Raw genomic sequence first — 25,841 nt, 5'->3', positions numbered from 1 at the left:
TATCCCAGCAGGCTTCTGACCTAACTTGGCTGTAGAATATGTCAGTGATTTGGAGCCAAACTGCCACAATCCTGCCATTCGCGCCAGCGGCGCCTTGGCGCAGTGCAGGGCAAGCCCCGCTCCTACAGACTGAAGACACTCTGGGCCGTGGTTGCTTCGCAGCCCCTCGCGAGTACGCGGCCAGAGACTGTTCTAACCCTATTGCCTAACTCACGAGGAGATCAGGATGAACAAGGCAGAGCTTGTGGATGCCGTCGCTCATCGCGCCAACGTAACCAAAAAAGAAGCGGAGGCCGTCATTTCGGCAGCGCTGGAGATCATCGTTGAAGAGGTCGCATCCCGCGATGAAAACGGCGAACCCAAGGGGAAAGTGACCCTGGTGGGCTTCGGCTCCTTTGAGGCCCGCAAACGCAAACAACGGGAAGGTCGCAACCCAAAGACCAACGAGAAGATGGTGATCCCAGAAAGCATTGTCCCCGCTTTTACGGCGGGCAAGTCGTTCCGCGATGCAGTGGCAGGGGGGAAATCTTAATTTCGCCGGGTGGGGACTCGCTTGCTGGGTAAGGCTCTTCTCAAGGCATGGGGCGGCCTCGGCATGGTGGCAATCAGGCTTGGGGAGCGGCGATTGCTGGCTGCTCTCCGGAGGAGATCCTGGATTTTTCGGCCAGCCTGAACCCGCTTGGCCCCCCGGCGTCGGTCTTGCAAGCTCTGGCTCAGGCGCTGTCCGCAGCAGAGCCGGTTGTGATCAGCCGCTACCCGGATCCCGACTACCGCGACTTGCGCATCTGCTTGGCCAACCATTGGGCAGTCGAGCCCGAGTGGATTTTTGTGGGCAATGGGGCGGCGGAGTTGCTCACCTGGGCCGCCCGCGATGCCCAAGGGCAGGAAGTATGGCTGCCCCAGCCTGCTTTTGGGGAGTATGCACGGGCCCTGGCGGCGGCGGGGGTGACCGTCAAGCCGTTGCCTTTTTTCCCCGCTCAGGGATCCCCTGATTTTGGCCTTCTGCAAGAACCCCTGCCGGCGGCAGGCAAGAGCAGCCGGGTGCTTTGGCTGAACAACCCTCACAACCCGACGGGCCGGCTGCTCCTGCAACAAGAGATCCTGCCTCTTTTGCCCCAGTTCGAGCGGGTGGTGGTGGACGAGGCTTTTATGGACTTTCTGCCAGGGGACTCTCCCCGGGATCCGCCCAGCCTGAGCTCTGACTCCAGTCTGTCGGCAATGCCCCGCAGCCAAACGGTGATCCCCCATCTAGCAGCTCACCCCAACACCATCGTCATCCGTTCCCTGACCAAGTTTTTCACCCTGCCCGGCTTGCGCATTGGCTTTGCGGTGGGGCACCCGGATCACTGGCGGCGCTGGCGGCAGTGGCGGGATCCCTGGAGCGTCAACGGATTGGCGGCGGTGGCGGTGGCAGCGGCTCTGGCGGATGAAAACTTTCGCCGGCGCACCCTGGCCTGGCTGCCCACGGCGCGGGAGCATTTGCTGAGCGGTCTGCAGGCGCTGCCCGGCTGGGATCCCTGGCCCGGCCAAGCCAACTTTGTGCTGGCGCGCTGCCCCGGCTCTGCCACCCAGATTCAGGAGAAGCTGTTGCGGCAACACCGCATCCTGGTGCGGGATTGCCTGAGTTTTCCTGAGTTGGGGGAGCGCTACTTGCGCATTGGCCTACGCACCTTGCCGGAGCAGGAGCAGTTGCTATCGGCCTGCCGGGAGATCCTGGAGAATAGCTAGGGATTTTTCTGCGGGAGAGATGCTGATGCCCGAAGCTACTGTCCTTTGGCCGGAATGCGATGCCCCCATCGTGCGAGGGGTGGCCCATTACAGCGATCTGGAGCTGCTGCGGGCCTTTCAACGGCAGCCGGAGGTGGCGCGCTACTTCATCGGCCTGTTTTGCCGCTACTGCAAGTGGGTGGACGGGATCCTGGCCGAACATCTGCCGCCCGAGCAATGGGCCGCCTATCGAGAACAGGTTTGGTTGCGGCTTTACCTGCGCCTACAGCGCCTGGATGTCCGCAGCCTTCTGGGAGAAGCGGCTGGTCGAGGGGATCCCGTGCTGCAACCCTGGCTGGCAGAGCAAACTCGTGAGCTGCTCCAAGCTTTGGACGGGATCCCTGCCGAGAAAGAAGCCGCTCCTTCGCAGGCTGTTGGTGGCGGCGGGACCAAGTCCTCTCTGTCGCCGGCACTGGCCTGTTATTTAAGCGCCGGCTTGGACACCTTGCCGGGAGACCTGCGCTTCATTCTGCTGCTGCGGGATTGCTTTGGCTGGTCACCGGCCCGCATTGCCGCCCAACTCAAGGCCGACGGATACTACCTTGCCCCAGAAGATGTGGATGCCATCGTTGCCTCTGCCCGCCAGATCTTGCTTCAGCACCTGCCGGCAGATGTGTGTGCCCTCTACCTCGAGGCAAAGTCCTAGAAGACTGTCATGGTCTTATGGCAGGGTAATAGAGCGCTGGTAGTCCTTGTTGGCAAGGCAGGTTCTCCTGTTAAGCTGTTTCCGGCTGTCACAACAGTTAACCGGCATTGTTTGCCGTCAGACTTGTATTAAGTTGAGTGTGGGCTGTCTATGAGTCCTTCTCCGCTTCTTCCAGACACTACCCAACCCGTACCTACGGCACAGCAGTCCCCATCCCATTCAGGTTCTCAACCTGCTCTTCAGGAAGCGCTGGGCCATCTGCACCTGGATGTGCTGAAAGAATTGGAGCGGTTTCGCCTCTGGCAGCGTTTGCAGCGCACGAATTCTGGGCCGCCGCGAGCAGGTCAGCTCAGGAATACCAGCTCTGGGCAGCGCTCCTCACCTGTGCTCATTCAAGAGGTGGTGGAAGACCTGGAAGAAGAAGAGATGCCACGGCCCTCTGGAGCCTTTTCGCCCCTCTGGGTCTTGCTGCTGTGGGTGCTCTCTTGCGCCGGGATTGGCTTTGGGGTGCGCTGGCTGATCTGGCCGGCAGAACTGTCTCTGCCCCCAAGCACTGCCAACAGAGCAGAAGAAAGGAGCCCCATCCAGGTGGATCTGTCCCGGTTGCCCTTGATCCCACTGGAACCGCTGCAAGGGCAGGTGGGAGAGGAGTTCTATTCCGGCAGCTTGGATCCGAGTCGGCTGGCGCTGGGCTTGACGACCTCCCCAGACTTGAGGGACTTGCAGATCGCTCCCCTTCAAGACGTTCCCAACCTGCTGGATAGCCTGCAAACCGACTTGGTCTTGGCTGCCGCAGAACCCTCTCGGCCCAGAACGGTGGAGCAGTTGGCGGCCAGTTTGGAGCGCCCCTCTCAACCCTCATCTCCCACCTCTGTGGGATCCCTGACCCTGGTGCCTCTGGGCAACAACGATCCCGATACTTTGGGGCCGAACCGCGGCGAGGGCACCTTCTTGGTGCTTACCACCTACTCGGGGGCCGAGAGCTTGGCGCGCGCTCGACAAGTTTCCGATGGGGCCTTTGTGAAAGATGTGAATGGCCAGAAGTTTGTGCAGTTGGCAGCATTTGAGCAACTGGAATATGCCCGCTATCACGCAGAAACCCTGAAAAGCAAGGGCTTTAACGTCACGATTGTTGAGCAGTAGCTTTGATGACTACAGATCCCGAAGCCAAGGGATCCGAGACAGCGGCAGCCGCCGCCAGATTCCTTCGCTCCCTGCTGGATCGAGCCAACGCCAGGCCAATAACCCGGCTGCCGAGAGGAAAACCAGGGCCAGCAACAAGGCAAGAGCATTCTGTAGGCCTTGCAAAAGGGGCCCAAGGCGGGTTGGGCTCGACCCGACCCGAGCAGGTGGCTTCGCTGAAGCTGGAGAAGGACTCAGGGGACGGACGGGTGGAGCGGGGCTGGAAGAGGAAGCCAATCTGGCGGCAGGAATGGCCGGCCCTGGCAACCGCTTCAAAGCCGTGGCCACAGCCTGAGGGCGCTGCTGCTGACGCAGCCACCGGTTCAGTTCTGCCAGGGAGATGGCACAGAGGTTGTTGAGACCTATACCCTGAATTCGCCCCACCAAAGGCCGGTCGTTGCTAACCACAACCACCAGCGTTCCCGGCTGCTGTTGGGCCAGGGCATAGGCGCAGTCGGCAATTGCCTCTTCCAAGCGGATCCGCAGGGACTGATCGCTGGCAGCGGCACCGCCCACCAGGGCCCGGGCTTCCGAGACGGCAAACCCCAGGCCAGGCCAGCGGCGCAAAAACTCGCGGGCCGTCGATTCTTCTTGGGGATCAATGGCCTGTCGGGTCAAGCGCTCCAGCTCGGCCATCACCGCCTGCGGCAGCACACACACTCCAAAGCGGGCCCACTCCTGCCATAGGGCCAAGCGACCGGCCAGGATCACCGGGCTGTCGAAGACGAGGAGAGGCGGGATCTCAGCCATAGGATGCGCCAGCGCTGGACTCAACCTCAATTGTGCAGCCTCTCTCAAGCCTTGGGTAGCAGGGATCCCTCGGCCAGGCAGAGGCGGATGGCCAGCGGGTAGAGGCGGTGCTCCTGAGTTTGGATGCGCCGGTAAAGGGATTCCACGGTATCTTCGGGCAGAACCGGCACGGCTGCTTGGGCCACGATGGGGCCGCTGTCCATTTCCAGCGTGACCCGGTGAACGCTGCAGCCGGCGATTTTCACACCGCACTTCAGAGCTTGTTCAACGGCTCGCAGGCCCTTGAAGCTGGGCAACAGGCTAGGATGCAAATTCAAGACGCGATCCGGGTAAGCGGACAACAACACCTGGGTAACCAGGCGCATCCACCCGGCCATGATCACCCATTCCACCTGATGCTGCCGGAGCACCTGGACGATGGCGGCATCCAGATCTTCACGACGGGGGTAGTCTTGATGGTTGAGCACAAGGCAAGGGATCCCTCGCTTTTGGGCCCGCTGCCGCACGTAGGCTATGGGATTGTTGGTGATGACCACAGCAATCTGGGCCTGCAGCTCACCTGCCTCAATGGCTTGAGCGATAGCCTCGAAATTGCTGCCATTGCCGGAAGCCAAAATGCCGAGGATCCCCGGCTGAGAAGGCGCCGGGATCCCGTTGGGATCCGGCCAGAGTAAGCTGGGTAGGTTCATGAGCGTTGGGCGGGAAAGTCTGCAGCCCCGCTATTTTAAACCCAGATAGATTCTCTGCTGATTCTGGCTGGGCTCATCTGGAAAGGGATGCAAACGCTCGCTGCAAGAAGTAGAGATTTGGAGTCAACTGCAAATCGGTGGTAACCCCCCGATAAATTGGGTAGTATGCCTCTAGCGGTAGCGCAAAGGGCGGAGTTTCCGGACGTGTTCGGCTTTCTTGGCGGTTCCAAAACTCAAACCATGCTTGGGGTGGACATCAACCCCGAGCGCATTGCCGTTGCCCAACTGAAAAAACAGGGCAATGGTCGCTATCGTCTGGCCCACTACCATAGTGTGGAAATGCCAGAGGGGGCAATGATCGAGGGGCGCATCCTCGATCCGAGCACGGTTGGCTTGACCCTGGCCAACTTGTTGAACGAATACAAGGTGCCCACCAACTTGCCGGCAGCCACAGCAGTGCCCGTAAGAGAGGCCATCGTTCGTCTCATTCGCCTGCCTGCCGACCTGCCTGCCGACGAGTTGCGCCGGGTGGTCTTGGAGCAGGAGGCCGAACTCTACATCCCCTACCCACGGGATCAGGCAGATGTAGATTACCAACCCCTCGGTCTAGACCTTTCCCAGGATGGCATTGAGCGCATCGAAGTCTTGCTGGTGGCCATCCCAAAAGAGGTGGTGGACAACTACCTAGAGGTGCTGCAGGCGGCCAACTTGAAGGTGCGCTGTGTGGAGCTGGCCAGCTTCTCCCTCATTCGCACCATCCGCGACCAGCTCATCCAGCACAGCCCTCAAGAGGCGGTGTTGCTTGGCTCCATCGGCTACGACAGCAGCGAGATCAGCATCTTGGTCAACGGCATCCCGCAATTTACCCGCACCGTCAACATCGGCACCATCCACATGCGGCAGGTGCTGGCCCAATCTCTGAATTTGCCGGTTAGCCGCACCGGCGACCTGTTGCGAACTCTGAGGTTACCCCTGCTCAACCCCGTCGATGTTTTGGCCACGGGAGAGCAACCGATTCCCAGCAATCCCGGCATAGCAGCAGTGACGCGCGTTGTCTCCGATTTGGCGGATGAACTGAAGCGCTCCATCGACTTCTTTACGAGCACAGAAAGCAGCTTCCCGGTGGTGAAAGTCTTGCTGGCCGGGCCGGGGGCCAGCATTGGCCAGATGGATGGTTTCCTATCTCAGTCGTTGAGCGTGGCGGTAGAACTGGCGGATCCCTTTGGCAACATCCTTGTGCCGGATTCAATCGAAGTGCCCTTGGAGGAGCGCCCGGCGATGGGGGTGGCCCTGGGGTTGGCGTTGCGGGAATCCGACAAGTAGGGATCTGCCCAGGATGACGCAGATGCAGTGTCCAACAATGCACAAGGCGGTCAGAAAAGATGTACACACCGGAGATCAATTTCCTCAAAGAAAGGCCGGATGTCCTCACCGCAGCTCAGGCAGGAGGAGGGGCGGTAGCCGTCACGGCAACTGCCGGTAGCCGATCCGAAAGTTGGATCTTGGCCATTCTCCTGGGAGGGGCCGTAGCTGCTGTGGCCATGGGAACTTTTTGGTATTTCCAAGACAGCTTCTCCCGTCAGCGGAACACTCTGAGGGCAGAGCGAACCCGCCTCGACGGTGAACTCAGCACAGCCAATGCCGAGTTGACCCGACTCCAGGGCCTCAGCCAAGAATTACAAACCATTCGCACCCAGACGGAAGGGTTTCGCTCTTTTCTGGGATCCGTCCAGCCCTGGTCGGCCATTTTGGAAGAAGTGCGGCGCAGGATCCCTGGCCGAGGGGTGTGGATAACCAACATCAGCGCCTCTGGGGATACCGTGAACATCCAAGGCGGGGCGCTGGATTTTCCCTTGGTGAACGACTTTTTGCTCACCCTGCTGGATTCCAACTTCGTAACCAGTGCCGTTCTCAACAGTGCCTCTCGAGTGGAGGGCACACCTGAAACTGAACCCAGCGTCACCTACGGCCTAACGGTTACTATTCGGACCATAGGGGATCCCGACCCAGAGTTTACCCGCGAGCTGGAGCAGCGGGGAGCAATAGGCTTGGTGGAAAAGATCCGCATTCTGCGTCAAGTGGAGGGGAACTGATGACCGGCTCGGTAGAAAGTTTTCACGACGACCAACTAATGGCACCCCCGGCAGGGCCGCCGATATTGTTGGGGGTCGAGCTGACTCCCATTCGCATTGGCCTGTTGATCGGGATCCTGGGCCTGGGCGCGGCGGGCTTTTTGGCCTTCACCCAACTCCGTCCTCTGATCGGAGAGGTGCAAGCCTTGGAAAGAGAGGTGGCCCAAAAAACCAGCCAGTTGCAGGAGGTACAGGGCCAGATCGCCGGCTTACAGGACGTGCCCAACCAAATCGAGAGGGCTCGCGTGCAGCAGCAGCAGATCAGCGCCTTGCTGGCCACCCCCGAGAATGCCGACACGCAACTGATCGATCTCAACCGGCTGGTGCGGGGACAGCCCAACAGCGAGCTGCGCAGTTTTGCCCCTTCTCCCCTCACCCCTGCTTCTTCGGCCAACTCCGAAGTGCCCGCGATCATTGCTCCGGCCATCCAGGTGCAAACCACCCGCGTCGCGGTGCGGGGCCCCTATACGGACATCATCAATCTCATGAGGGATGTAGAGCGCCTACGCACCTTGTTTCGGGTGAGCAACATCAGCCTAAATCCTGTGCAAGACACAGGGGAGCTGGATACCGCTTTCGATCTAATTGCCTACATCTACAACAAGGACGTTCCCTTGGGCACGGCTCCTGCCCAAGAAGCTCCCAGTCAGTAGGCTGGTCGGTTCTGGACGCCTGTTCAACTCAACACCTCACCACATCTCAGATTGAAGCCTTCTCCCAGCTTCGGAGTTGCGGCTGCGTAGCCATTTCAAACCAGATCGAGACACTTCCCAGGCTCTCCACACCGCTGCCGTGACCCCTCTCCCTGAGGGAATCAACCCAAGCGCTCCGCGCTGCTAGCGCGACCACCCCCGGCCCCTCTCCCTGAGGGAGAGGGGAGTTGGGAATTGGCGAGACAATCCGTTTCTATTGACGATGAGCACGTATCCAGATCCCTGTGATAGATGGCCAGGGTCGAGAGGTTACAGACGATGAGCTGCAGGTAGTGTTGTCAGAATCGGAGATCCGGGAAAATTTTTCCCTCAATCACCTATGGGTAGTGGCAAAGTGCGAGATTTCGGCTTTGATTAGGGAAGCACTGGGTGAACCCGTGCTGCAGTGAAGCAAGAACACGCTTGGCTAACGGAGTGAGGTGTGAGGATGATGAACCGTCGAGTTGCCTGGGGATGTGCATTGAGCTTGATCCTTTCGCTGCCTCTGTTGGCTGTAGAAAGCCAACTTGAGGAAGCCGCCGCTCAGCAGTTGACCTCCGCCAATCCACAAAGCCTCAGCCGCATCACCGATATCCGCCTGGTGCCCCACGGCAACCGCATGAAGCTGGAGATCAACACCGCAGGGGGTGCCCGTCCACAGGTGTTCTTTACCCAACAGGGCCGGTCTTGGATTGGGGATATCACCAATGCCCAACTGGATGGCGGTCAAGGCCGCTATCGTCAGGAGTCTCCCTTGCCGGGAGTGCGCTTCATCGAAGCCAAGCAACTGGGCAGTGACAGCGTGCGGATAGAAATTGCCGGTGTTGCGGCAGCTCCCCAGGGCTTGCTGGCCCAGCGCAGCCCAACACAGTTGGTCTTCGAGTTTGAGGGCTTGCCCTCTGCCCCACCGGCTCCTGTAGCTGCCGCGCCCAGCCAAGTAGCGCCCAATCAACCGGCCTCGCCAACCCGACCTCAGCCTGTGGCCCCGCCGCCGGCTCCTGCCGCCCCTTCGGTTGCTCAAAACCCTCCTTCTCCCCAGGGAACAGCCCCTACTCCTCAGCCCCTTGCCCAAACTCCTCCCCCTTCCCCGCCAGCTCAGGTGGCTCCTGCCCCTCAGCCGGCTTCCCCTGGGCCGGTCATTTCTCAGGTGCCCCCCGTAGGGCAGCTTAACCAACCCCAACTGCCGCCGGGATCCGTTGATCCCACTACTTCTCCCTTCCAGGGTCGAGCAGTAGCTCCTCCGGCAGGGGATCTTGCAGTCGGCAGCATCCTTCCTGCTCCCCCTCCAGTTGACTTGGGCTCAAATGCCAAGATTACCTTAACCCTGAGGGATGCTCCCGTAGGTGATGTGTTGAGTCTCTTGGTACGTCGAGCTGGACTAAACGTAGTTCTTAACGACGTTCCTCCGGACTTGACGATTTCCTTAGATGTAGCCGACTCACCCTTACAGGAAACGTTCAACTTTATCTTGCGGCTGAAGGAACTGCAAGCAACTCGTGTAGGGCAAACAGTTTTTATCGGCACTAGCCTTCCTGGAGTCGGCCAGCAGATTGTCAAAACATATAGACTTAATCAACTAAGAATCGAAGAGACAGAACAGACCTTTAACCTTACTGCTGCTGGGGCCGGAGGCGGGCAAGCAACAGTCGAAATCAATGCTATACAACTAAGTATCACTCCAAGTGAAATCAGAAGTAGAATTTTAGCTATCCTGGAAGCATCGAATATCCCTCTCGCTCAAGAGTCAGCCATTCAAGCAGATCCAAGAACAAACTCACTAACTATTGTTGCCACACCTGCCCAGCATGATGTGATTGCAGCCTACCTTGCCCAGATTGATCTTAGAAGTCGTCAGGTCTTAGTTAGTGCTAGGTTTATTGAGATTAACCTCAATAACAACTCTAGTCTAGGAGTGGCATTAGGCGGTGCCTCTGGCAACTTTGCACTGGGCTCTGGAGATAATACCACCTTTGGTGGAACTCCCCTCAACCAACCTGCAGGGTCTTCGGTTCCTAACGTTGGCGTAGTTCCTTCTGCGGGAACTGGAGGCTCGCTTGTGTTCAACACTCTGAATCGACTTCAGCAGTCTCTTGCAGCCCGTATAGATGCAGCCATTGCTTCAGGAACGGCTAAGATACTAGCCGATCCAAAAGTAGTTGTTGCCAACAATACAGGTGCGGCCATTGTGGTTGGACAAGAAGTTATCACTAACAGGAGATTGGTAACAGACCCTGCAACAGGTGCATCAACAGTTGTCTTTGAAAAAGGAAACGCAGGGGTCAATTTAATTATTCAAAATGTTAGGATTGATGACAATGGCTACGTTACGTTGAATCTTCTTCCCCAGGTTTCATCTATCGGTAGCCAAATCACTTTAGCAGACGGAGCCGTAATTAGCTTGCTCAATCAGCGTTCTGTTGGCTCTTTGCAAATCAGACTTAAAGACAGGGAAACACTATTTTTGGCAGGATTGATACAAGAGGAGGATCGAGTGTCTGTTGATAAAGTTCCACTTCTTGCTGAGATTCCTCTGCTAGGTGCTCTCTTTCGTAGGCAAAACACGACGAACATTAGAAGTGAAGTTGTTGTCTTGATTACCCCAACTATTCTAGAAGAGTAGAAGAGTGGCCCGCCAATGACTGTCATTCTCTCAGACCGGTTGCTTTGCCAAAGATGGAAGATTCTCATAGAAACGGCTAAACCCTAAGATACGTTGCTGATTAATGCTGATGTCGAACTCTCGCCGCCGGCCTTGGCTGAAGCTGGGATCCCTGTTGCTCGCCTTCGGGTTGGCCTGGGTGCTGGCTTGGGGTGAGGTAGGATGGCCGCAAACCTATCATCTCTCTCTACGGGTGCAGGGGCAGAGCTATTCACAGCTTGTCGAGCAATCGCGCTCCTTGGTTTGGCAAACCTTGGCACAACAATTTCAGGCACAGCCGCAGGCGGAGCAGCTCACTTTAGAAGTACTGGGGCAAGGTGGGGAACAACAAGTGCCCCTCTTCACGGTGCGAATGCCTCGCAGTGTTTGGCAGCAAAACCCATCGCCAACTCAACTGGAGCAATATGCCACTTTCTATCCCAATGCATTAACTCTTTTACAACCAAGAGTGGCGGCCCGAAAAGCTCAGGTAGAATTTACTCCTCTTCCTCAAGGTGGAGTCGCATTGGTCTCTAGCAATCCTTCCAATGGCCAAAGAGGGATCCCAGTTGATCAAAGTATTCGCCTGCGTTTCGACCGAGAGCTTCCGACAGGAATGACGAGTTTGGCTTTTGGGATCCAGCCTCCTTTGGAAGTGGCCTTTGATATCCAGGGAAACGAGCTAATTGTACAGCCTTTACAGCCACTCAACTACAGTACCGATTACAGAGTGTTCTTACCTGCTGCCAAAGAGCTAGATTTACAAAATCCCATAGAGTTGACCTTCCGCACCGAGCCTCAATACACCTACCAGCCAGATATTCAGCCCCTACTGGATGCTAGCTGTGTGGGTTGTCATCAGCGGGCCGGTCGGATGCGGCGCAGCCCTTTGGATAGCTATGCCGCGGTGATGCGTTACGTAACGCCCGGATCAGAAAATAGCGAGTTGCTGAAACCGCGCTGGTTGGCTCGCCATGCTGTTATTCAACGGGCGGCAGGGATCCCCTTGAATGCAGAAGGAGAAGGGGCCGACGCCCCCGGTTCCTTATCGGAGCTTGGGACGGGAACTGTGCTGACGCCGAGACCCCCCGTGAGTGATCCCCAAGGAGAATTTCCCGGCTCTTTTATTGGACGCAGCGGATCTCCCGAATTGGCCTACATTCGCCGCAACGGCACCGGCACGGATCGCTTGGGCCACTTGAGCCCTGAAGAAATCCAGATCTTGCGTACCTGGATTATTCAGGATTGGGCTGCTGAGACCCACAAAAGTTAACCCGATGGCTCGGGGAGTCTTTATTGAGTTAAGATGAGTTGACCTAGATGTTAAGTTTCTTGACCAACTGCTTATCTTGGAACCAAAACCCTACGAGACCAACCGGTGACAACTGCTGCCAGGGATCCCTTGGATTGCATGAGGTGGGTTGTAGAAGCTTTTGGCAAGCGACTGGCAACCAGCTTGAGGACGAGAGCTGAGATTAGCGTCATTGCTGGCGCTGTTTTCGTGTCGCTCCGAGAGGAATCCTGCTAACTTTTTATCATTCAAAAAATAGGGATCCCAAATATGGGGATCCCCAAGTCTCCTTCCTCTAGTGTCTCAGTCTTCAACACACCTGTGTGAGTCGTTCTAATCTTAGGAACAAAACTGTGAAAAAGTCGTGCAGAGAAGCAAAGGACCTAAGCCCCGCTGTCTTGCTCAGGTGGCCTGGGATCCGGGACAGGCGATGAGCGCCAGCTCCACCTGATGCTCTCGGGGTTGCTGCAGTTGCACCTCCACGTCGCGGCCAAAGAAGCCCTGCATTTTTTTCTGGTAGCTCTCCTGCCATTGCTGGAAGGGAACGGCCGGCGAATCGAAGAGAAGTACCAGGGTGTAGCGGCCATCCCGCAATTCTTCTCTGTAGCCTCTGATTTTGGGTAGGTCTGCTTCCAGAGGGCCGCGCAGGCCGAGGAACTCCAGGGCCTCTTCCAGGTGGGCGTTGGCCCCATAGCTATATTTGGTGATGTCGGTGCGGACTTGTTTTTGAATTTCCGTGGCCTGCTGGGCACGGGCTTGAAGCACTTCTGGCGAGGGGGGCGTCAGGGCAGGCACTGGCTTGAGCTCCACCACCTTCATGGTCACCCCCCCCAGCAGCAAGGGGATCCCGGTAAACAGGCCGATGAGGTTCAGGGTGGGATCGCTGTACTGGGCAAAGCCCCAAGCTGTGGCGGCAACGCCCGCCAACAACACCAGGGTGCTCAGGGGGAGGGGCAGCTTTTCAAACATACAAGCAGGAAGGGCAACCTGAACCCAGGCTAGCAGGAAAGACACTTCCTGGGGTGACCTTGAGGGTGGACTTGGCTCCGCTGGGGGTGGATAATGGCTGGACGCTGGTGTGTTGGGGAGTGGCCCATGGTGCTGTCGCATCTGTCGAAGGCGTCCCGTCGTCTGCGTCTGCTGGATCGCAAAGCTCAAGAGCGGGCCCCTCTTTTTGAGGCCATCCGCCACTATTGCAGCTTGGACAAGGCTCCCTTTCACACGCCAGGCCACAAGCAGGGACGCGGGATCGCCACCGACCTGCGGGAGTTTTTGGGAGAAAACGTCTTCCGGGCGGATCTCACCGAGTTGCCGGAGGTGGACAACCTCCACGATCCCGACGGCGTGATCCGGGAAGCACAGGAGCTGGCGGCAGCCGCCTACGGAGCGGATCGCAGTTGGTTTCTGGTGAATGGCTCCACCTGTGGTGTAGAAACCCTGGTGATGGCCGTGTGCGACCCAGGAGACAAGATCCTGCTGCCGCGCAACTGTCACAAGTCGGCCATTGCCGGCGTGATCCTCTCCGGGGCCGTACCGGCATATATCGAGCCCGACTTCGACATAGAACTGGGCATTGCCCACGGCATCACTCCTGCCGGCCTGGAGCAGGCCCTGGCCGAGCACCCCGACGCCAAGGGCGTGTTGGTGGTCAGCCCCACCTACTACGGGGTTTGCTGCGACCTAGAAACCTTAGCGGCCATCGCCCACAGCCACGGCCTGCCCCTCCTGGTGGACGAGGCCCACGGGCCCCACTTTGGCTTTCACCCGCAACTGCCCCTCTCCGCCTTGGAAGCTGGTGCCGATCTGGTGGTGCAGTCCACCCACAAGGTGATCTCCGGCATGACGCAAGCCTCGATGCTCCACCTCAAGGGATCCCGCATCGATCCCAACCGTGTGCGCAACATCTTGCAACTGCTGCAATCGACTAGCCCCAACTACGTGCTGATGATGTCGCTGGACGTGGCGCGGCGGCAGATGGCCCTAGAAGGGGAAGCTTTGGTGGGCCAAGCCCTGGCTTTAGCCGATCAAGCCCGCGCCCGTCTCAACCGCATTCCAGGGCTCTTTTGCTTTGGCCCGGAGCGCATCGGCTCTACACCTGGCTTTTTCGATCTGGATCGCACCCGCTTGACGGTGACGGTGTCGGGGCTGGGCCTTTTTGGCTTCGACGCCCACGACTGGGTCAACGACCACTTCCACGTGCAGCCGGAGATGTCCACCCTGCACAACGTGGTCTTTATCGTTAGCCTCGGCAACACCCAGCGGGATATCGACCGGCTGGTGGAGAGCTTCGCCGCTTTGTCGAAGCAGGCCCAGGGATCCCAACCCTCGCTGGCGATGGCCGAGAAACTGCGGCGCCTGGCCCAGTTGAAACGCCCTCCCCTGCCGCCCCAACGGCTCTCGCCGCGGCAGGCTTTCTTTGCCCCCATCGAGCGGATCCCCTTTCAGGAAGCCGTAGGCCACATCTGTGCCGAGATCATCTCCCCCTACCCCCCTGGGATCCCTATCTTGGTGCCCGGCGAAGAGGTAACCCAGGAAGCGGTGGACTATCTGTTGTTGGTGCACGAGGCAGGCGGCTTTATCAACGGCCCCGAAGATGTGCGGCTGCAGACCCTCAAGGTCGTCAAAACCTAGCTCCTTAAGAGCCAGGCTTGGTCGTCTGGGCGGGGGGGAGCACTGGCAGCGGGTTGGGAGAGCTGCGGCGGTGGCGAACGACCTTCACCCGATCCACCCGTGGGCCTTCCATGCGCACCACCTGGAACTCCATGTCTTGGTAGGTGAACTTTTCCCCCACGCGCGGGATCTTCTGCAGGTGGTAGATCAAAAAGCCCCCCAGCGTCTGGTAGTCCTCGTGGAGGGGCAAGTTGAGGTGGCAGCGCTCGTTGACCTCTTCAATATCCAACTGGGCCTGGATGAGGAGGGTATTTTCGTCCAGCTCCTGAATATCCGGCTCCTTCGCCTTGGGATCTGGGCCATCGGAGAGCTTGCCGACAATCTCCTCCACCAGGTCTTGAATGGTGATCAGGCCCGCCGTGCCGCCGAACTCGTCCACCACCACCACCATTGGCCAGTGGTGCTGCCGCATCTCCGGCAACAGTTCGGCAATCAGCTTGTTCTCCGGCTCAAAGTGGGCCTCGCGAATGAAAGGGGTGATGGGGCTGTGCAAATCCAGGGATCCCTTGGCCAGCTCGCCGATCAGCTCCTTGACATGAATCAGGCCGCGGATGTCATCCAAAGACTCGCCGTAGACCGGGTAACGGGAATGCCCCGATTCGGCCACCTCGGCCAGCACCTCTTGCACCGTAGCGGTTTCCGGCACCGCGTCGATGCTGGTGCGCGGGATCATCACCTCGCTGGCCACCGTCTCGCCGAACTCGAAGATATTGCTCAACAGCTCCCGCTCCTCCGCCTCGATGTTGCCCGACTCCACCGACGAGGCGATCAACAGTTGCAGCTCCTCCACCGTCATGGTGCTGTAAAAAGAAGTGGCCTCCGGGATGCGGACGCCAAAAAGCTGCAACAAGCAGCGGGAGGAGAACCGGAGCAGCTCCACGCAAGGGTGCAAAAAGCGGCTCACCAAGCGGTTGAGCCAGGCCAGTTTTAGGGCAATCGGCTCCGAGTAGAGAATGGCCAGAGTCTTGGGGATCAGCTCCCCCACCACAATTTGGAAATAGGTGAGCAGCGAAAACACCACCACCACTGCCACCCCCTGAACAACGGCGGGATCCACGTTCCGCAACCAGGCCAACTGCCTCAAGGCCAAAAACAGTGTCGGCGCAACCTGGGTGGCCCCGATCCAGCCCAGCAGCACGCTGGCCAGGGTAATGCCCAACTGGGTGGTGGAGAGGGCATACTCCAACTGTTCCTGGGCCTTTTGCACAATTGCCGCCTGGCGGTTCCCTTCGCTGGCCAACTGCACCATGCGGGAGCGCCGCGCCGACACCAAGGAAAACTCCACCGCCACAAAAAAAGCGTTGATGACCAGAAGAGCGATGACCCAAAAGAGACTAAGAGACGCATCTCCCCACGAAAGCTCAGTGTTGGGGAAAGTAGCCGCTGAGACTAAAGGGGGGTCGTCCATCAGGGGGAGCAGCAAGACGGATAGACAGCATTTTAGCCCAGACTAACTCGACCACCTGCCCCTGGCCAGCAGTTAAACTGGCCTCAGCCAGCGGGTGTCTATCATGCGAACACCTTCCCCCTGCCCAAATAAACGGGATCCCCAGCTTTTGCAGTTCTCAAGATTGCTACTTTTTCATCAAGCATTCATCAGGCAGTGGCAACTACCGCTTTTTCCGGCAACGCTTACCCCAGTTTGTGCCCCCCTGAGGACTAGTCATCGATATCGACAACATCGCCGGTAGTGGCGTCGATCTTGACCTCAACATCGTTGGTGAATTTTACTTCCCAAACTAAGCGCCCATCTTCGCGCTCCAACTCAACTTCTTTGATCACAGCATCGGGAACAGCAGATCGAGCCATCTGAATCGCTTCTTCAACGCGGACGGCTGGAGCAGGAGATTGAGCAAAAGCTGCCTCTGTGCTCTTGCCTACCGATAACATCGGGCTGCTGAGGAGCAAAACGCCCGGCACAAGCAAGGAAGCAACAGCAAGTTTTGGAAGCTTCATTTCCAACTGTTTGAGTAACCACATTCTTACCCTACCAACCTTGGGGTGAAAGAAGCCTTGCCAAAAGGAGCACTGTTGCTTTCGCAAAGGGAGTGGACTCCTTGCGTCATGGGGTGTAGTTCGTCGGCCCCTCGTAAGTTAGAAGCTGTTTGCCTCCACAGCCCTCTCAGAACTTGACTGGCTAAAAAACACTGCAGTGCGCATATCTTTCCGAGTGCTGCCAACGCTGGGGCTGCCGATGCTGCCTCCATCGGTGATAATATTCCTACTCTTACATCTTTTCCCACCGCAGTAGGTGCCGACCATGCCGGATTTTCTGCCCTACGCCTACTTTCAGGGCCAGATCGTCCCCTTTGCCGAGGCGAAGATCTCCATTGCCACCCATGCTCTGCACTACGGGACGGCAGCCTTTGGCGGTCTACGCGGGATCCCCGACCCGCAAAATCCGGATCAGGTGCTGGTGTTTCGTCTCGATCGCCACTGCCGACGGCTGAGCCAGAGTGCTCGCCTGCTCTGCTTCGATCTGCCCGCCGAAAAGATCGAGCAGGTGATCATCGAGCTGATCCGCAAAAATCGCCCCTCCACCTCTTTCTACATCCGCCCCCTGGTCTACACCTCCGACCTGGGCATCTCGCCGCGGTTGCACAACATCGAGAAAGACTTTTTCGTGTACGGGTTGGAGTTGGGAGACTACCTCTCACCAGAGGGAGTCACCTGCCGCATCAGCTCTTGGGCCCGCCAAGAGGATCGCAGCCTGCCGTTGCGGGGCAAGATCACCGGCGCCTACATCACCTCTTCTCTGGCCAAAACTGAGGCAGTGCAGTCCGGCTATGATGAGGCCATTTTGATGAACTCCCAAGGCAAGGTAAGCGAAGCCTCGGGCATGAACATCTTCATCGTGCGCAACGGCGTGCTGATTACCCCCAGCTTTGACCAAGACATCCTGGAAGGAATCACCCGCGACAGCGTTCTCACCCTGGCCCGCGACCTGGGGATCCCCACCCAAGAGCGGCCGGTCGATAAGTCGGAGCTGTTGATTGCCGAGGAAGCCTTCCTCACCGGCACTGCCGCCAAGATCACGCCCATTCGCCAGATCGAGCAATACGTCTTGCCCCTCTCCCGCCCCATCACCGAGCAGTTGCGGCAGAAGCTGACGGCCATCACCGAAAATCGGGATCCCGCCTACGCCCATTGGGTGAAGGTGATCCCGCTGAAAGAAAGCTAGACCCTCAGGTTGCCATCGTCAGGCCGGTCGATGGGAAAAGAATCAATATAGTTAGAATTGAGCAATCCAGACTGCGGGAGAGGGATCCCTTGCACGAGATTTCTATTACCTGGGCCGACTACCACCGCAAAATCGAAGAGCTGGCCGTCAAAGTTTACGAAAGCGGCTGGGAGTTTAACCAAATTGTCTGCATTGCCAAAGGCGGGCTGCGCATCGGCGATACCCTGGCCCGTCTCTTCGACCTCCCCCTAGCCATTCTCGCCGCTTCTTCCTACTCCGGCCCTGGCAATCGCCAACGGGGGCAACTGACCTTTTCGCGGGATCTGGCCATGACCACTGCCAACCTGGGTAGCCATGTGTTGCTGGTGGACGACCTGGCCGACTCCGGCATGACCCTGAAGCGCTCCGTCCACTGGCTTAAGCACCACTACGGCTTTTACATCGAGGAAATCCGCACTGGCGTACTCTGGTACAAAGCGGCCTCTGTCTACCAGCCCGACTACTACGTGGACTACCTGCCCGATAACCCCTGGATCCACCAGCCCTTCGAGCCCTACGAGCAGATGACGCCCCAGCAGTTGATGGAGTCCCTGCGTTCTTCGGGTTAGTTAATTTTGCTCAAGGCTCACTTCACCAAGGGATTTGGTACAGCCTGTTACTTTAAAAAAGTAGGGTAGAGGTATTCCAGAAAAAGGAGGAAAGGGGATGCCAGCCCCTTCTTTGGAGTTACGGTAAAGAGTTGGGGCAGCTTATCAAGCAGGTTAGACCCCCATCTGCCAGGTAGCCGAACGGTTCATGATAAATTGAATCCTATTGTGAGATGATGTGGTCGGTGTTGAAGCATTTTATTCGGCAGTTTTTCCAGAATTGGGAAGTATAGCATGGAGCAGATAGTGAAGACTTCTTTACTACTGTTCAATCCATCCTGCTTCCGAGGTTAGTTTGCTAAGTGCTGCTACTGTACTCCTCGATTCTTTAGCAGGCTGTAACTTGCCAAGCTGCTCTACTTGATCGCAATTACATTTAGGCTAATAGGCTCGCCTAAAAAAGACATGTCACTGCAATCATTAAATAAGCCAAATTTATCAACCTTACGAATGATCCTGAAACCTGCTTGAGTTAGTAACATAAACAGGTACTCCCAAGAGAGGCCAACTTTATGGTAGTCATATTCATCAGTTTGTCCGCCGAACATCATTCGCATAATCGCAAATCGCTCCTCAGGCAAAACTGCTTCTTGCAAATAAAGACGACAAAGAATAGGCAGATCGGGAACGCTGATCATCAACTCGCCGCCAAAACGCAAAACTCGATGCCACTCTTTGAGAACAATTGGAAGTTCTCGAATGTAATCAAAGTGCTCTAGGACATGGGAAGCATAGATGGCCTCTACGGAGCCATCGGCAAACTGACTGAGATCCTTAGCATTTCCCACGTAGTCGACGTGCTCCCTTGCCTGAATATCCAGGATCTTCCAATCGGGGTGAGGTTCTTTACCTCCAATGTGAAGGCGGATACGCTGAGTAGACCTAGGCTCAGCTTGATTCTCTTGCAAAGGCGGAACAGATTCAATTAGCTGATGCTTGTACGCAAGATCAAAGTATACCTTCTCCATGGCTCTGGCTAGGCGCTTTGGATCCCAAATTATCGATCTGTCATAGGAATCTCGAATGGTTTGCTTAGCTTTTTTCAGGAGTTCTGGATTATTGGCTAGTTGGATCCCACGCTCGATGAACTCTTCAATTGACCAGGTGATGCACTCTTCGAGACCGATATTTTTCAGCAGACTGTAGCTCATGCGGCCATAGTAATGGCGGCCTACCAGGGTAAGAACTGGCACGCCCATATAAAGGGCTTCCATGGTGTGGGTTGCACCTGTGTAAGGGAAAGTATCTAGAACTAAGTCAACTAAACCCAGTTGGCCACGATGCTCTTCCACACCCCCAGCTTTGGCCAGAAAGCGGACACGGTCTAAGACACCTAGCTCTTTAGACTTCTCTTGGTAGCGTCTAACCACTGTGGCAATTTCCCCTGAGCCTTTGACAATGAGAATTCCGTTGGGAATGGCTTTTAGAATTTGCAAATGAGCATTGATACAGTCGTCAGTTCGCTTGTAGGCATTGGCCGCAGTAAGGAGAACAACATCTCTTGGGCCTATTCTTAACTTACTTTTGAAGTCCACCTCATCGGCCGGGATAACGTCCAGATGGTCAACTGCACAATAGCTTGGTAGGCGGATAATTTCTTCGTGGTAATCAGCCTGCGCATCTTCGGGAAGAATATAAGGATCAGCAAAGAAGTAATCAAACTCAGGCAAGCCGACAGCATCTCCCCCTAGCCAGCCAATTTGGATAGGGGCAGCCCGCAGAGCTGCTACGATATTGGCGTCGTGGCTAGTGATGGAGTCCATGAAAACCATGATATCGATATGATCCTCGCGAGCTTGGGCAGCCACTTGAGGAGCACTAACTCCTTCAGAGAAGAAGCGAAAATGAAGGCTCTCCTGGGATCGAAACTTCCGATACATGTTGTCGCGGCTAGCTATTTCCTCGGTTTTCCAGCCCTGGTAGTAGTAGTAACAAATATCCAATACATCACGGGATAAGTTTCTCAAAATGGCTTCGCTGAGGAAGCCTACTGAGTGTCGCTGAAAACAGTTGCCCAGGAAACCAACTCGAAGTTTACGGCTTTCTCCACTGACTGTTTGATAATCTTGCTGATTTTTTTTCCAATACTCTGACCACAGGAAATCACGCTGAGAGGCCATGAGGCTGAGGCAATCGTTAAAAATCCTGCCAGCAAGCTGCTGGTAACGACGAATTAGAGATCGATCATCTGTTAGATAGCTCCAACAAAAGCAGACTCGAAAGAGAATAGCTTTGGCGACGGTTAAGCTCTCAAGCATATTTTCTTCATTTACTTTTAGAGACTCTAGGTCAATAGAACTTGAGGTGAGTAAATCCATAATTTTCTGAATGACAAAGCTCACCCTGTCTGGCCGAGCAGCGTGGATCAGCTTTTCCAAAGATTCTGAGAGAAGAGATAGGCCCAGCGAGAAGTTCTCCTCTGCCTGGGGGCTTGCGGCTGCCGCAAGAAGCGCTTCTCCCAAGATGGAATAAGCGTCGCTAGTAGAGTCTCCGAAGAGGGCACGAGCTGCCCTCTGAAAGAAGTCGCCGATCAAGTCCTCTATTGTCCACAAACCTTGATAGCGCTCGGCCTGCTTTGGATCTGCTGCCTGGGCTAGCTGAGCTAGGAGAGCGGCAAAGCCGGATTTCTGACTCTCTAGGAGATGAGCTTGTAGAACTGTGGCCACTTCGAAAAACAGATCCAGGTAGCCGTCATCCCATAGCCGAATAAGGAGTTCGGTTAGGAGCGACTCCTGGGTAATGTCTAGGGTCTCCTCATCTCCCAAGCTGGCCAAATGCTCCACCAGGGCCTGCCCGTAGAAGCCGACGGCCAGCTCGTCTTGAGCTTGCAAGGCCCGCAACAGCAGAACTTGGGTGTTATCCCGCCGGCGTGGATCCAACTCAAAAGCCATCTCCCGCAGTTTTAGGCAGATCCGCAGACGCTGCTGGGGATCCTGGGTGGGCGTATTTTCCAGACGGCCTGCCAAAGACAGCAATAGCTCTATCACCTTCTCCGATGGCAGGATCCCGGCCTTGACCAGCGACGTGTAGACCTGGTAGGCAAGGTCTAGGCGGCCCGAAATCAAAACCTGCTCCAGCGCCGCAAGGGTAGTCGCTACCCGGTCAGCTGGGAAAGCTTCTTCTTCAGACGGCGAAGGCACCCTAAGGTCAAAGAGTCCCCACAAGAACTCTCGCCATGCCTCTGGATCTTGCTGTGGGTAGAAAGCCGCCAGCCATTCTGCAAAGACAGCCGGCGATTGCTGCAGCAGTTGCTTGCCTTCCAGGATCCGAGCTTGTAGGGCGAGGTTCATGGGCCGAAAGGAGAGCGCTGTTTTTAATCTGCCATGCAGAGGCCTGCTCGGCCAAACTACGGAACCTTTCTGGATCCACCCCCCCCCAAAGATCCGCAATTTTGCTTGGGGACAGGCTGTTATGAATGGCCCTCAGGCTGGGTAGGTTAAGACTGGCAGGTAACCTGCACAAGTAACTCTCTAGTAACCAAGGATCGAGTACCATGAGCGCGAAGTCTCGTCAGTCTCTGTTGCGGGCCAAGCTGGCTCAGCAACTTCTCTCCCAAGCCAAAGGCTTCACCCTGATCGAACTGTTGGTGGTGATCGTGATTGTGGGCGTGCTGTCCGCGGTGGCAATTCCCCAATTTCTGAACCAAGTGCGCCGCTCCCGCACGGCCGAGGCTCAGGCGGCTCTTACTGCAGTAGGTCGCGGTTCTGAGGTCTATCGCCTGGATGTTGGCGTATATCCGAACGACTACACCAGAATCCAGTTTGGTTGTCCTACTACTAGCGGTGCGGACTCCTGCGGCGCCAAGGGTGATAGATTCATGAACGACCCGTGGAGCGCTCCCAACTACCAAACGCCAGTGGCCAGTGACATTGTTAGTACTTCACCTCAAGGGATGCGCTGGGACACCACTGCTGTCACAGGTGCAAGCCGCTACGTTAACGCTTCCGGCCAACCAATTCAATGCACCATTGGCCTGGGATCCCGGGAGACAGTTGTAGTCACTCTCTCCAGCTTCGTAGGCAAGAGCTGCAACGTGTTTGACTAGTTTCTGCTGGTTGCACTGTTTGCCTGGCTCCCTTTGGGGAGCTTTTTTTAGTCCTCTGAAACAACCTGGGATTTTCAGGGGGTAAGTACAGTTGCTAGTAACTGAGAAGGATAGTAGATGCGGGTGAGGATACCCTCCTCTATCAAGCTCTGGTTAATCATGGAGTTGCTATAGAGTATGAACTTTTGGTAAAGAGCCACCATTTGATTGATATCTCGCGAGCAGTATGCATCCCTTGAGGCCAAGTGAAAGGGAACGCGAATGGGATTAGACTTTGAGCGCCACCAGTAGTCGGGAAAGTTGCCCAGTTGAGCGTACTTCTTGTAGTAGTTCTGGAAGCCGCAATTCAAGTAGTGCAAAACGGTTGGAGATGAGGTGACTAGGGTATGCTCCTCTGGAATGTCAAAACTATGTACGCTATTTGGCAAAATACTGGGATAAACTCGAGCTGCTGATTTTCCATTTTGATAGGCTAAAAAGTATTGAATCTTGCCAGAGATTCTCTCAAACTTAGTATAAAAGTTGGGATCTAAAACAGCAGGATTTCTCTTGAACAGAGTAACTTCGCGAAAGTAATCTTCAATCTCAAACTTCTCGGGGGCTGCCTCGTAGTTTAAGAAGCGAACCTGAAGTATGTCGCTATCTAGCTGGTCAAACCAATCCAAGGTAAGTGCCTCGCCGAGATAGAAGAGCTCATCTCCATCAATGTGAATGATCCAATCCATGCCTTGCTCAAGGGCAATCTGTATAGCAGTTTCCACATTTAAAATCTGGCGGGCCATGACCTCGTAGCTGACATGAGGGCCATACTTTGCATAGAGGATGTTGCCTAGCGCTTGCTGGACTTGCAAAGCTTCGTCATTGGGAATAGCTGTTACGTCGGAGAATCTAAGCGCTATCTGAGCAGCGGGATCCTCCGGATCGTCAAAGAAGATATAGATGTGGGCGATCCCGATGGCAAGGTGGTAGCGAATGAAGGATTCCAGGCAAACTCCCGGATCCCGAACTGTGGTAACAATACAGACTTTGGCCATATTGAATTCGAGCCTTTAGGCAAGTTGCTTGGTTCCTAACCAAGTGTTGATGGTGAAGCGGCTATCGGCAAGGGCTTGACTGGGGCTAAACACAGGCAGGATTTCGTGCAGGCAACTGCTGGGGAAGAAGACGATGCTGTTGTTAGTTGGAATCACCTCATCATAGGTTCCATGGAGAATTGGCGGATGGGGCTTCTGCCTTTGAGTATCGTAAATACGCAGCTCACCCCCTCGGTAGGGCTTGGGCTCTTTGTGAAAATAGTACACACAGCTTACCTGACGAAAGGCTGTCTGGGGATAGGAATTATCGGTATGGGGAGTAAAGTAGCAGCCATCATAGCTAGCAATCATCTCCATCTCGAAGATTTGGATATCGAAGTTCTCGATGCCTAGCTCCACAAAGATTTGAGGAGCCACCGCCGCAATCTTCTCCCTCAGCAGGGATCCATACTCCTGAAAGTAAGCATAATCTAGGCGTAGAGAGCGGCGAAACTTGAGAGACTCAGCCTCAGTGTTGCTTTGGCTATAGCTTCTCGCAGGGATAAACTTATCTTGATGAGCGATGGCATGCTGCAAGATGGCTTGATTAACTTCAGCCGGCAGGAAGTTATCCAGCTTAACGTACTTACAAGGATAGAAGCGGGCTGGCTCCGGCGGATCTGGCTGAGAAAACGTGAGGGATACTGGGTTGGCATTCAGCAACAAGCCTGGGCCTAGCTCTCGAATGTAAGCCAAATCTTGCTCAGTTAAAGCTCTGTGTTGGGGATCCCAGCTCAAGAGATGGATCCCTTGGCTGAGCTTGGGAAAAGCTTTTTGCAGATGAAAAGCGGGATCCACCCCCATCAAGTCTAAGGTCGATTGGGCAAGGGATCCGTAGCGGCAGTGATCGACCAAGTACAGGGCCGGCTCAGCCAGGTAATCCCGCAGAAGCAGAGACTGGAGCAAATGGGTGCGATAGTCAACAAGCTCCGCCCAGAAGCAAACGCCAATTCGGGTATCGGGAAACCCTTCCCCCAAATCTGCCAGAAGAGCGGGGATGAATCCTTCGAGCAGCAAAACCCGTTCTCCTAACCCTAGCCGAAGGATCTGGGCTTGGAGATCTTCCGTGCTGGGCAATTTTTTAGAAGAATTCTGGAGCGGATCCCGTAGAATTACTGCTAACTTTTCCGAGTGGCGAACCATTGCCTCTAGCACAGCTCCTGAGTCTTCCCAGCCGATCTGACAAAAGATCTGCTGTTCAGGTAGGCAAGCTAGAGCCCAGTCTAATAGCTGAGCGAGACTCCCGACTTGCTCCAGCTCCGAAGCCAGCTCCTGAGCAAGGTCTTGGCACTGCATGGAAGGGATCCCTGGCGTTTCGTTCTCTCTAGCCTAATGTACCCGGATCCACCCCCAGTTCTCGCAGCTTTTGGGCCAGACGCTCCGCCCGCTGTTCGGCCTGCTCGGCTCGTTGCCGTTCTTGCTCAGCCCTTTGCCGCTCCAGTTCAGCCTCGGTGGGTACCAGTTCCCCAGAAGAGGTGGCCCAGCGAATCCATGTGGTTTCGATGTCCCGAAACCTGCCTTCCCATTTCACCAGGTACAGTCCCAGAACTGCGCTCGGCAGGCGACCTCCTGCATCGACTTCAATCGGCTCATAGTGGTCGCCCCTCAGCCGAAACCCCGCCCAGTCCTCTGGCTCAAACGGGTCAAACCAAAAGTACTCCGGCACCCGGATAATTTGCTCGTAAAGCTGCTTTTTGCTTGTCTTATCATCCTGGGCAGTGCTGGGAGAAAGAAGCTCAATCACCACGTCTGGCCCTTTGCCCTGCTCCCAGATCACCCAGCTTTTGCGCTCGCCCTTGGGCACTCCCAGCACCACAAAATAATCAGGCCCTCGGAAATTGCGGCTGCGGGTCTGCTCCAAGTTGTAGTAGAGGAACATGTTGCCGCTGACAAAGCCATCAGGGCGCTGCTGCAGCCAGGTTTGGGTGACGGAGATGAGCAAGTCCATCTGGCACTTGTGTCGCCAGCTTCCCATAGGTACGCCGTCGTCGTAGGGGAGCTCGTCTTGGGTAGGGGGCCAGTCGGGTAGATTAACCGGATCCGGCACCTCAATAATCGGTTTGGGGTTGGTCATTGCCAGTTCTCCGATAGGTATTTTGGGCTGGCCAGTTTTCTTTACAAAGTATCGGGATCCACTCCCAGTTCTCGCAACTTTTGGGCCAGGCGCTCCGCCCGTTGCCGTTCGATCTTTTCGGCTTCTTCTGGTGTGGGCACCAGCTCACCATTGGGGAAAAAGTACCGCAGCTGCCGGTTGTGAATGCCCAGATACAGCCCCAACACCTCGCTCCAGCGCCACCCCTGCTCCGTTGGCTCAATCTCCTCGTACTGTTCCCCCCTCAGTCGCCAACCCATAAACTCCTGCGTTTCGGGAGAAAAGTAGAAGTACAGCCTGTTAATTTAAAATAGGGTACAGGTTTCAAGAGGAAGGAGAGAAGGGA

The 25,841-nt window shown here is 56.1% G+C and carries 23 protein-coding genes and 1 pseudogene; 14 read left to right on the top strand and 10 right to left on the bottom strand.

The window, feature by feature from the left end; genetic code table 11:
* Positions 1–226 precede the first annotated feature (226 nt).
* The 4 genes from NW826_RS10760 to NW826_RS10745 all read left to right on the top strand — a co-directional run bounded on the left by NW826_RS10760 (position 227) and on the right by NW826_RS10745 (position 3,556).
* On the top strand, positions 227–532 hold the full coding sequence (locus NW826_RS10760) for an HU family DNA-binding protein (RefSeq protein WP_414335200.1): 306 nt from the start codon (positions 227–229) through the stop codon (positions 530–532).
* Positions 533–579: 47 nt separating this feature from the next.
* Positions 580–1,728: a threonine-phosphate decarboxylase CobD gene (cobD, locus tag NW826_RS10755; protein ID WP_414510125.1), complete on the top strand. Its 1,149-nt coding sequence runs from the start codon at positions 580–582 to the stop codon at positions 1,726–1,728.
* A gap of 25 nt (positions 1,729–1,753) precedes the next feature.
* Positions 1,754–2,413 (top strand): hypothetical protein, encoded by a 660-nt coding sequence (locus NW826_RS10750; RefSeq protein ID WP_414335203.1) that lies wholly within the window; start codon positions 1,754–1,756, stop codon positions 2,411–2,413.
* Between the two features lie 150 nt (positions 2,414–2,563).
* Positions 2,564–3,556, top strand: a complete 993-nt coding sequence (locus NW826_RS10745; RefSeq protein WP_414335204.1) for a hypothetical protein — start codon at positions 2,564–2,566, stop codon at positions 3,554–3,556.
* A 9-nt stretch (positions 3,557–3,565) separates the two neighbouring features.
* Here the strand turns inward: NW826_RS10745 and NW826_RS10740 are convergent, their stop codons facing one another.
* Positions 3,566–4,345: a hypothetical protein gene (locus NW826_RS10740; RefSeq protein ID WP_414510124.1), complete on the bottom strand. Its 780-nt coding sequence runs from the start codon at positions 4,343–4,345 to the stop codon at positions 3,566–3,568.
* A 44-nt stretch (positions 4,346–4,389) separates the two neighbouring features.
* The gene (gene purN / locus NW826_RS10735) at positions 4,390–5,034 is read right to left on the bottom strand and encodes a phosphoribosylglycinamide formyltransferase (RefSeq protein WP_414335208.1); all 645 of its coding nucleotides are present in this window, start codon (positions 5,032–5,034) and stop codon (positions 4,390–4,392) included.
* Between the two features lie 165 nt (positions 5,035–5,199).
* Here purN and pilM point away from each other — a divergent pair, with 165 nt between their 5' ends.
* The 5 genes from pilM (at position 5,200) to NW826_RS10710 (ending at position 11,769) form a co-directional block, all read left to right on the top strand.
* Entirely contained in the window at positions 5,200–6,357 is a 1,158-nt protein-coding gene (pilM, locus tag NW826_RS10730) for a type IV pilus biogenesis protein PilM (protein ID WP_414510123.1), read from the top strand.
* 59 nt (positions 6,358–6,416) lie between these two features.
* Complete coding sequence (locus tag NW826_RS10725; protein WP_414510122.1) at positions 6,417–7,127, top strand: PilN domain-containing protein; 711 nt, start codon at positions 6,417–6,419, stop codon at positions 7,125–7,127.
* Positions 7,127–7,819 carry a hypothetical protein gene (locus tag NW826_RS10720; RefSeq protein WP_414510121.1) on the top strand — a complete coding sequence of 231 codons (693 nt, stop codon included), beginning with the start codon at positions 7,127–7,129 and terminating at the stop codon, positions 7,817–7,819. The genes NW826_RS10725 and NW826_RS10720 overlap by 1 nt, the downstream gene beginning before the upstream one ends.
* A 487-nt stretch (positions 7,820–8,306) precedes the next feature.
* Complete coding sequence (locus NW826_RS10715; RefSeq protein WP_414510120.1) at positions 8,307–10,478, top strand: AMIN domain-containing protein; 2,172 nt, start codon at positions 8,307–8,309, stop codon at positions 10,476–10,478.
* Between the two features lie 109 nt (positions 10,479–10,587).
* Complete coding sequence (locus tag NW826_RS10710) at positions 10,588–11,769, top strand: Ig-like domain-containing protein (RefSeq protein WP_414510119.1); 1,182 nt, start codon at positions 10,588–10,590, stop codon at positions 11,767–11,769.
* 420 nt (positions 11,770–12,189) lie between these two features.
* Here NW826_RS10710 and NW826_RS10705 read toward each other — a convergent pair whose 3' ends face one another.
* A complete protein-coding gene (locus NW826_RS10705; RefSeq protein WP_414510118.1) occupies positions 12,190–12,756 on the bottom strand; it encodes a DUF2854 domain-containing protein in 567 nt (188 codons plus the stop codon).
* Between the two features lie 126 nt (positions 12,757–12,882).
* Here NW826_RS10705 and NW826_RS10700 point away from each other — a divergent pair, with 126 nt between their 5' ends.
* On the top strand, positions 12,883–14,418 hold the full coding sequence (locus tag NW826_RS10700) for an aminotransferase class I/II-fold pyridoxal phosphate-dependent enzyme (RefSeq protein ID WP_414510117.1): 1,536 nt from the start codon (positions 12,883–12,885) through the stop codon (positions 14,416–14,418).
* A gap of 4 nt (positions 14,419–14,422) precedes the next feature.
* Here NW826_RS10700 and NW826_RS10695 read toward each other — a convergent pair whose 3' ends face one another.
* Positions 14,423–15,865, bottom strand: coding sequence for a hemolysin family protein (locus NW826_RS10695; RefSeq protein WP_414335896.1), 1,443 nt, complete (start codon positions 15,863–15,865; stop codon positions 14,423–14,425).
* 251 nt (positions 15,866–16,116) lie between these two features.
* A complete protein-coding gene (locus tag NW826_RS10690; protein ID WP_414510116.1) occupies positions 16,117–16,500 on the bottom strand; it encodes a PepSY domain-containing protein in 384 nt (127 codons plus the stop codon).
* Between the two features lie 217 nt (positions 16,501–16,717).
* Between NW826_RS10690 and NW826_RS10685 the strand changes: the two genes are divergently transcribed.
* The 3 genes and pseudogenes from NW826_RS10685 to NW826_RS10675 all read left to right on the top strand — a co-directional run.
* Positions 16,718–17,638 carry a branched-chain amino acid transaminase gene (locus tag NW826_RS10685; protein WP_414510115.1) on the top strand — a complete coding sequence of 307 codons (921 nt, stop codon included), beginning with the start codon at positions 16,718–16,720 and terminating at the stop codon, positions 17,636–17,638.
* Positions 17,639–17,727: 89 nt separating this feature from the next.
* The gene (locus NW826_RS10680) at positions 17,728–18,246 is read left to right on the top strand and encodes a phosphoribosyltransferase (protein WP_414352298.1); all 519 of its coding nucleotides are present in this window, start codon (positions 17,728–17,730) and stop codon (positions 18,244–18,246) included.
* A 209-nt stretch (positions 18,247–18,455) separates the two neighbouring features.
* Positions 18,456–18,579 (top strand): annotated as a pseudogene (locus NW826_RS10675) (IS630 family transposase); the annotation flags it as partial.
* 62 nt (positions 18,580–18,641) lie between these two features.
* Here NW826_RS10675 and NW826_RS10670 read toward each other — a convergent pair.
* Entirely contained in the window at positions 18,642–21,575 is a 2,934-nt protein-coding gene (locus tag NW826_RS10670) for a methyltransferase domain-containing protein (protein WP_414510114.1), read from the bottom strand.
* A 203-nt stretch (positions 21,576–21,778) separates the two neighbouring features.
* Between NW826_RS10670 and NW826_RS10665 the strand changes: the two genes are divergently transcribed.
* Positions 21,779–22,330, top strand: coding sequence for a type IV pilin protein (locus tag NW826_RS10665; RefSeq protein ID WP_414510113.1), 552 nt, complete (start codon positions 21,779–21,781; stop codon positions 22,328–22,330).
* Between the two features lie 74 nt (positions 22,331–22,404).
* On the opposite strand, the gene NW826_RS10660 is transcribed toward NW826_RS10665, so the two are convergent.
* From NW826_RS10660 to NW826_RS10645, 4 genes are all read right to left on the bottom strand, one after another.
* A complete protein-coding gene (locus NW826_RS10660) occupies positions 22,405–23,364 on the bottom strand; it encodes a glycosyltransferase family 2 protein (RefSeq protein ID WP_414510112.1) in 960 nt (319 codons plus the stop codon).
* A gap of 15 nt (positions 23,365–23,379) precedes the next feature.
* The gene (locus tag NW826_RS10655) at positions 23,380–24,420 is read right to left on the bottom strand and encodes a 2OG-Fe(II) oxygenase (RefSeq protein ID WP_414510111.1); all 1,041 of its coding nucleotides are present in this window, start codon (positions 24,418–24,420) and stop codon (positions 23,380–23,382) included.
* Between the two features lie 307 nt (positions 24,421–24,727).
* Positions 24,728–25,477 carry a Uma2 family endonuclease gene (locus NW826_RS10650; RefSeq protein WP_414510110.1) on the bottom strand — a complete coding sequence of 250 codons (750 nt, stop codon included), beginning with the start codon at positions 25,475–25,477 and terminating at the stop codon, positions 24,728–24,730.
* Positions 25,478–25,518: 41 nt separating this feature from the next.
* The gene (locus tag NW826_RS10645) at positions 25,519–25,755 is read right to left on the bottom strand and encodes a hypothetical protein (RefSeq protein WP_414510109.1); all 237 of its coding nucleotides are present in this window, start codon (positions 25,753–25,755) and stop codon (positions 25,519–25,521) included.
* Between the last annotated feature and the right edge of the window lie 86 nt (positions 25,756–25,841).

Source organism: Synechococcus sp. OH20 (genome assembly GCF_047502685.1).
In the GTDB taxonomy this organism is placed as follows: Bacteria; Cyanobacteriota; Cyanobacteriia; order Thermostichales; family Thermostichaceae; genus Thermostichus.
This window is presented reverse-complemented; position numbering and strand designations above follow the sequence as displayed.

Coding starts and splice junctions, on each gene's coding strand:
- NW826_RS10665 (WP_414510113.1), top strand. CDS start 21,779: ATGAGCGCGAAGTCTCGTCAGTCTCTGTTGCGGGCCAAGCTGGCTCAG.
- NW826_RS10710 (WP_414510119.1), top strand. CDS start 10,588: ATGTCGAACTCTCGCCGCCGGCCTTGGCTGAAGCTGGGATCCCTGTTG.
- NW826_RS10660 (WP_414510112.1), bottom strand. CDS start 23,364: ATGGCCAAAGTCTGTATTGTTACCACAGTTCGGGATCCGGGAGTTTGC.
- purN (WP_414335208.1), bottom strand. CDS start 5,034: ATGAACCTACCCAGCTTACTCTGGCCGGATCCCAACGGGATCCCGGCG.
- NW826_RS10750 (WP_414335203.1), top strand. CDS start 1,754: ATGCCCGAAGCTACTGTCCTTTGGCCGGAATGCGATGCCCCCATCGTG.
- NW826_RS10685 (WP_414510115.1), top strand. CDS start 16,718: ATGCCGGATTTTCTGCCCTACGCCTACTTTCAGGGCCAGATCGTCCCC.
- NW826_RS10700 (WP_414510117.1), top strand. CDS start 12,883: ATGGTGCTGTCGCATCTGTCGAAGGCGTCCCGTCGTCTGCGTCTGCTG.
- pilM (WP_414510123.1), top strand. CDS start 5,200: ATGCCTCTAGCGGTAGCGCAAAGGGCGGAGTTTCCGGACGTGTTCGGC.
- NW826_RS10745 (WP_414335204.1), top strand. CDS start 2,564: ATGAGTCCTTCTCCGCTTCTTCCAGACACTACCCAACCCGTACCTACG.
- NW826_RS10715 (WP_414510120.1), top strand. CDS start 8,307: ATGATGAACCGTCGAGTTGCCTGGGGATGTGCATTGAGCTTGATCCTT.
- NW826_RS10720 (WP_414510121.1), top strand. CDS start 7,127: ATGACCGGCTCGGTAGAAAGTTTTCACGACGACCAACTAATGGCACCC.
- NW826_RS10740 (WP_414510124.1), bottom strand. CDS start 4,345: ATGGCTGAGATCCCGCCTCTCCTCGTCTTCGACAGCCCGGTGATCCTG.
- NW826_RS10725 (WP_414510122.1), top strand. CDS start 6,417: ATGTACACACCGGAGATCAATTTCCTCAAAGAAAGGCCGGATGTCCTC.
- cobD (WP_414510125.1), top strand. CDS start 580: ATGGGGCGGCCTCGGCATGGTGGCAATCAGGCTTGGGGAGCGGCGATT.
- NW826_RS10670 (WP_414510114.1), bottom strand. CDS start 21,575: ATGAACCTCGCCCTACAAGCTCGGATCCTGGAAGGCAAGCAACTGCTG.
- NW826_RS10645 (WP_414510109.1), bottom strand. CDS start 25,755: ATGGGTTGGCGACTGAGGGGGGAACAGTACGAGGAGATTGAGCCAACG.
- NW826_RS10760 (WP_414335200.1), top strand. CDS start 227: ATGAACAAGGCAGAGCTTGTGGATGCCGTCGCTCATCGCGCCAACGTA.
- NW826_RS10705 (WP_414510118.1), bottom strand. CDS start 12,756: ATGTTTGAAAAGCTGCCCCTCCCCCTGAGCACCCTGGTGTTGTTGGCG.
- NW826_RS10650 (WP_414510110.1), bottom strand. CDS start 25,477: ATGACCAACCCCAAACCGATTATTGAGGTGCCGGATCCGGTTAATCTA.
- NW826_RS10695 (WP_414335896.1), bottom strand. CDS start 15,865: ATGGACGACCCCCCTTTAGTCTCAGCGGCTACTTTCCCCAACACTGAG.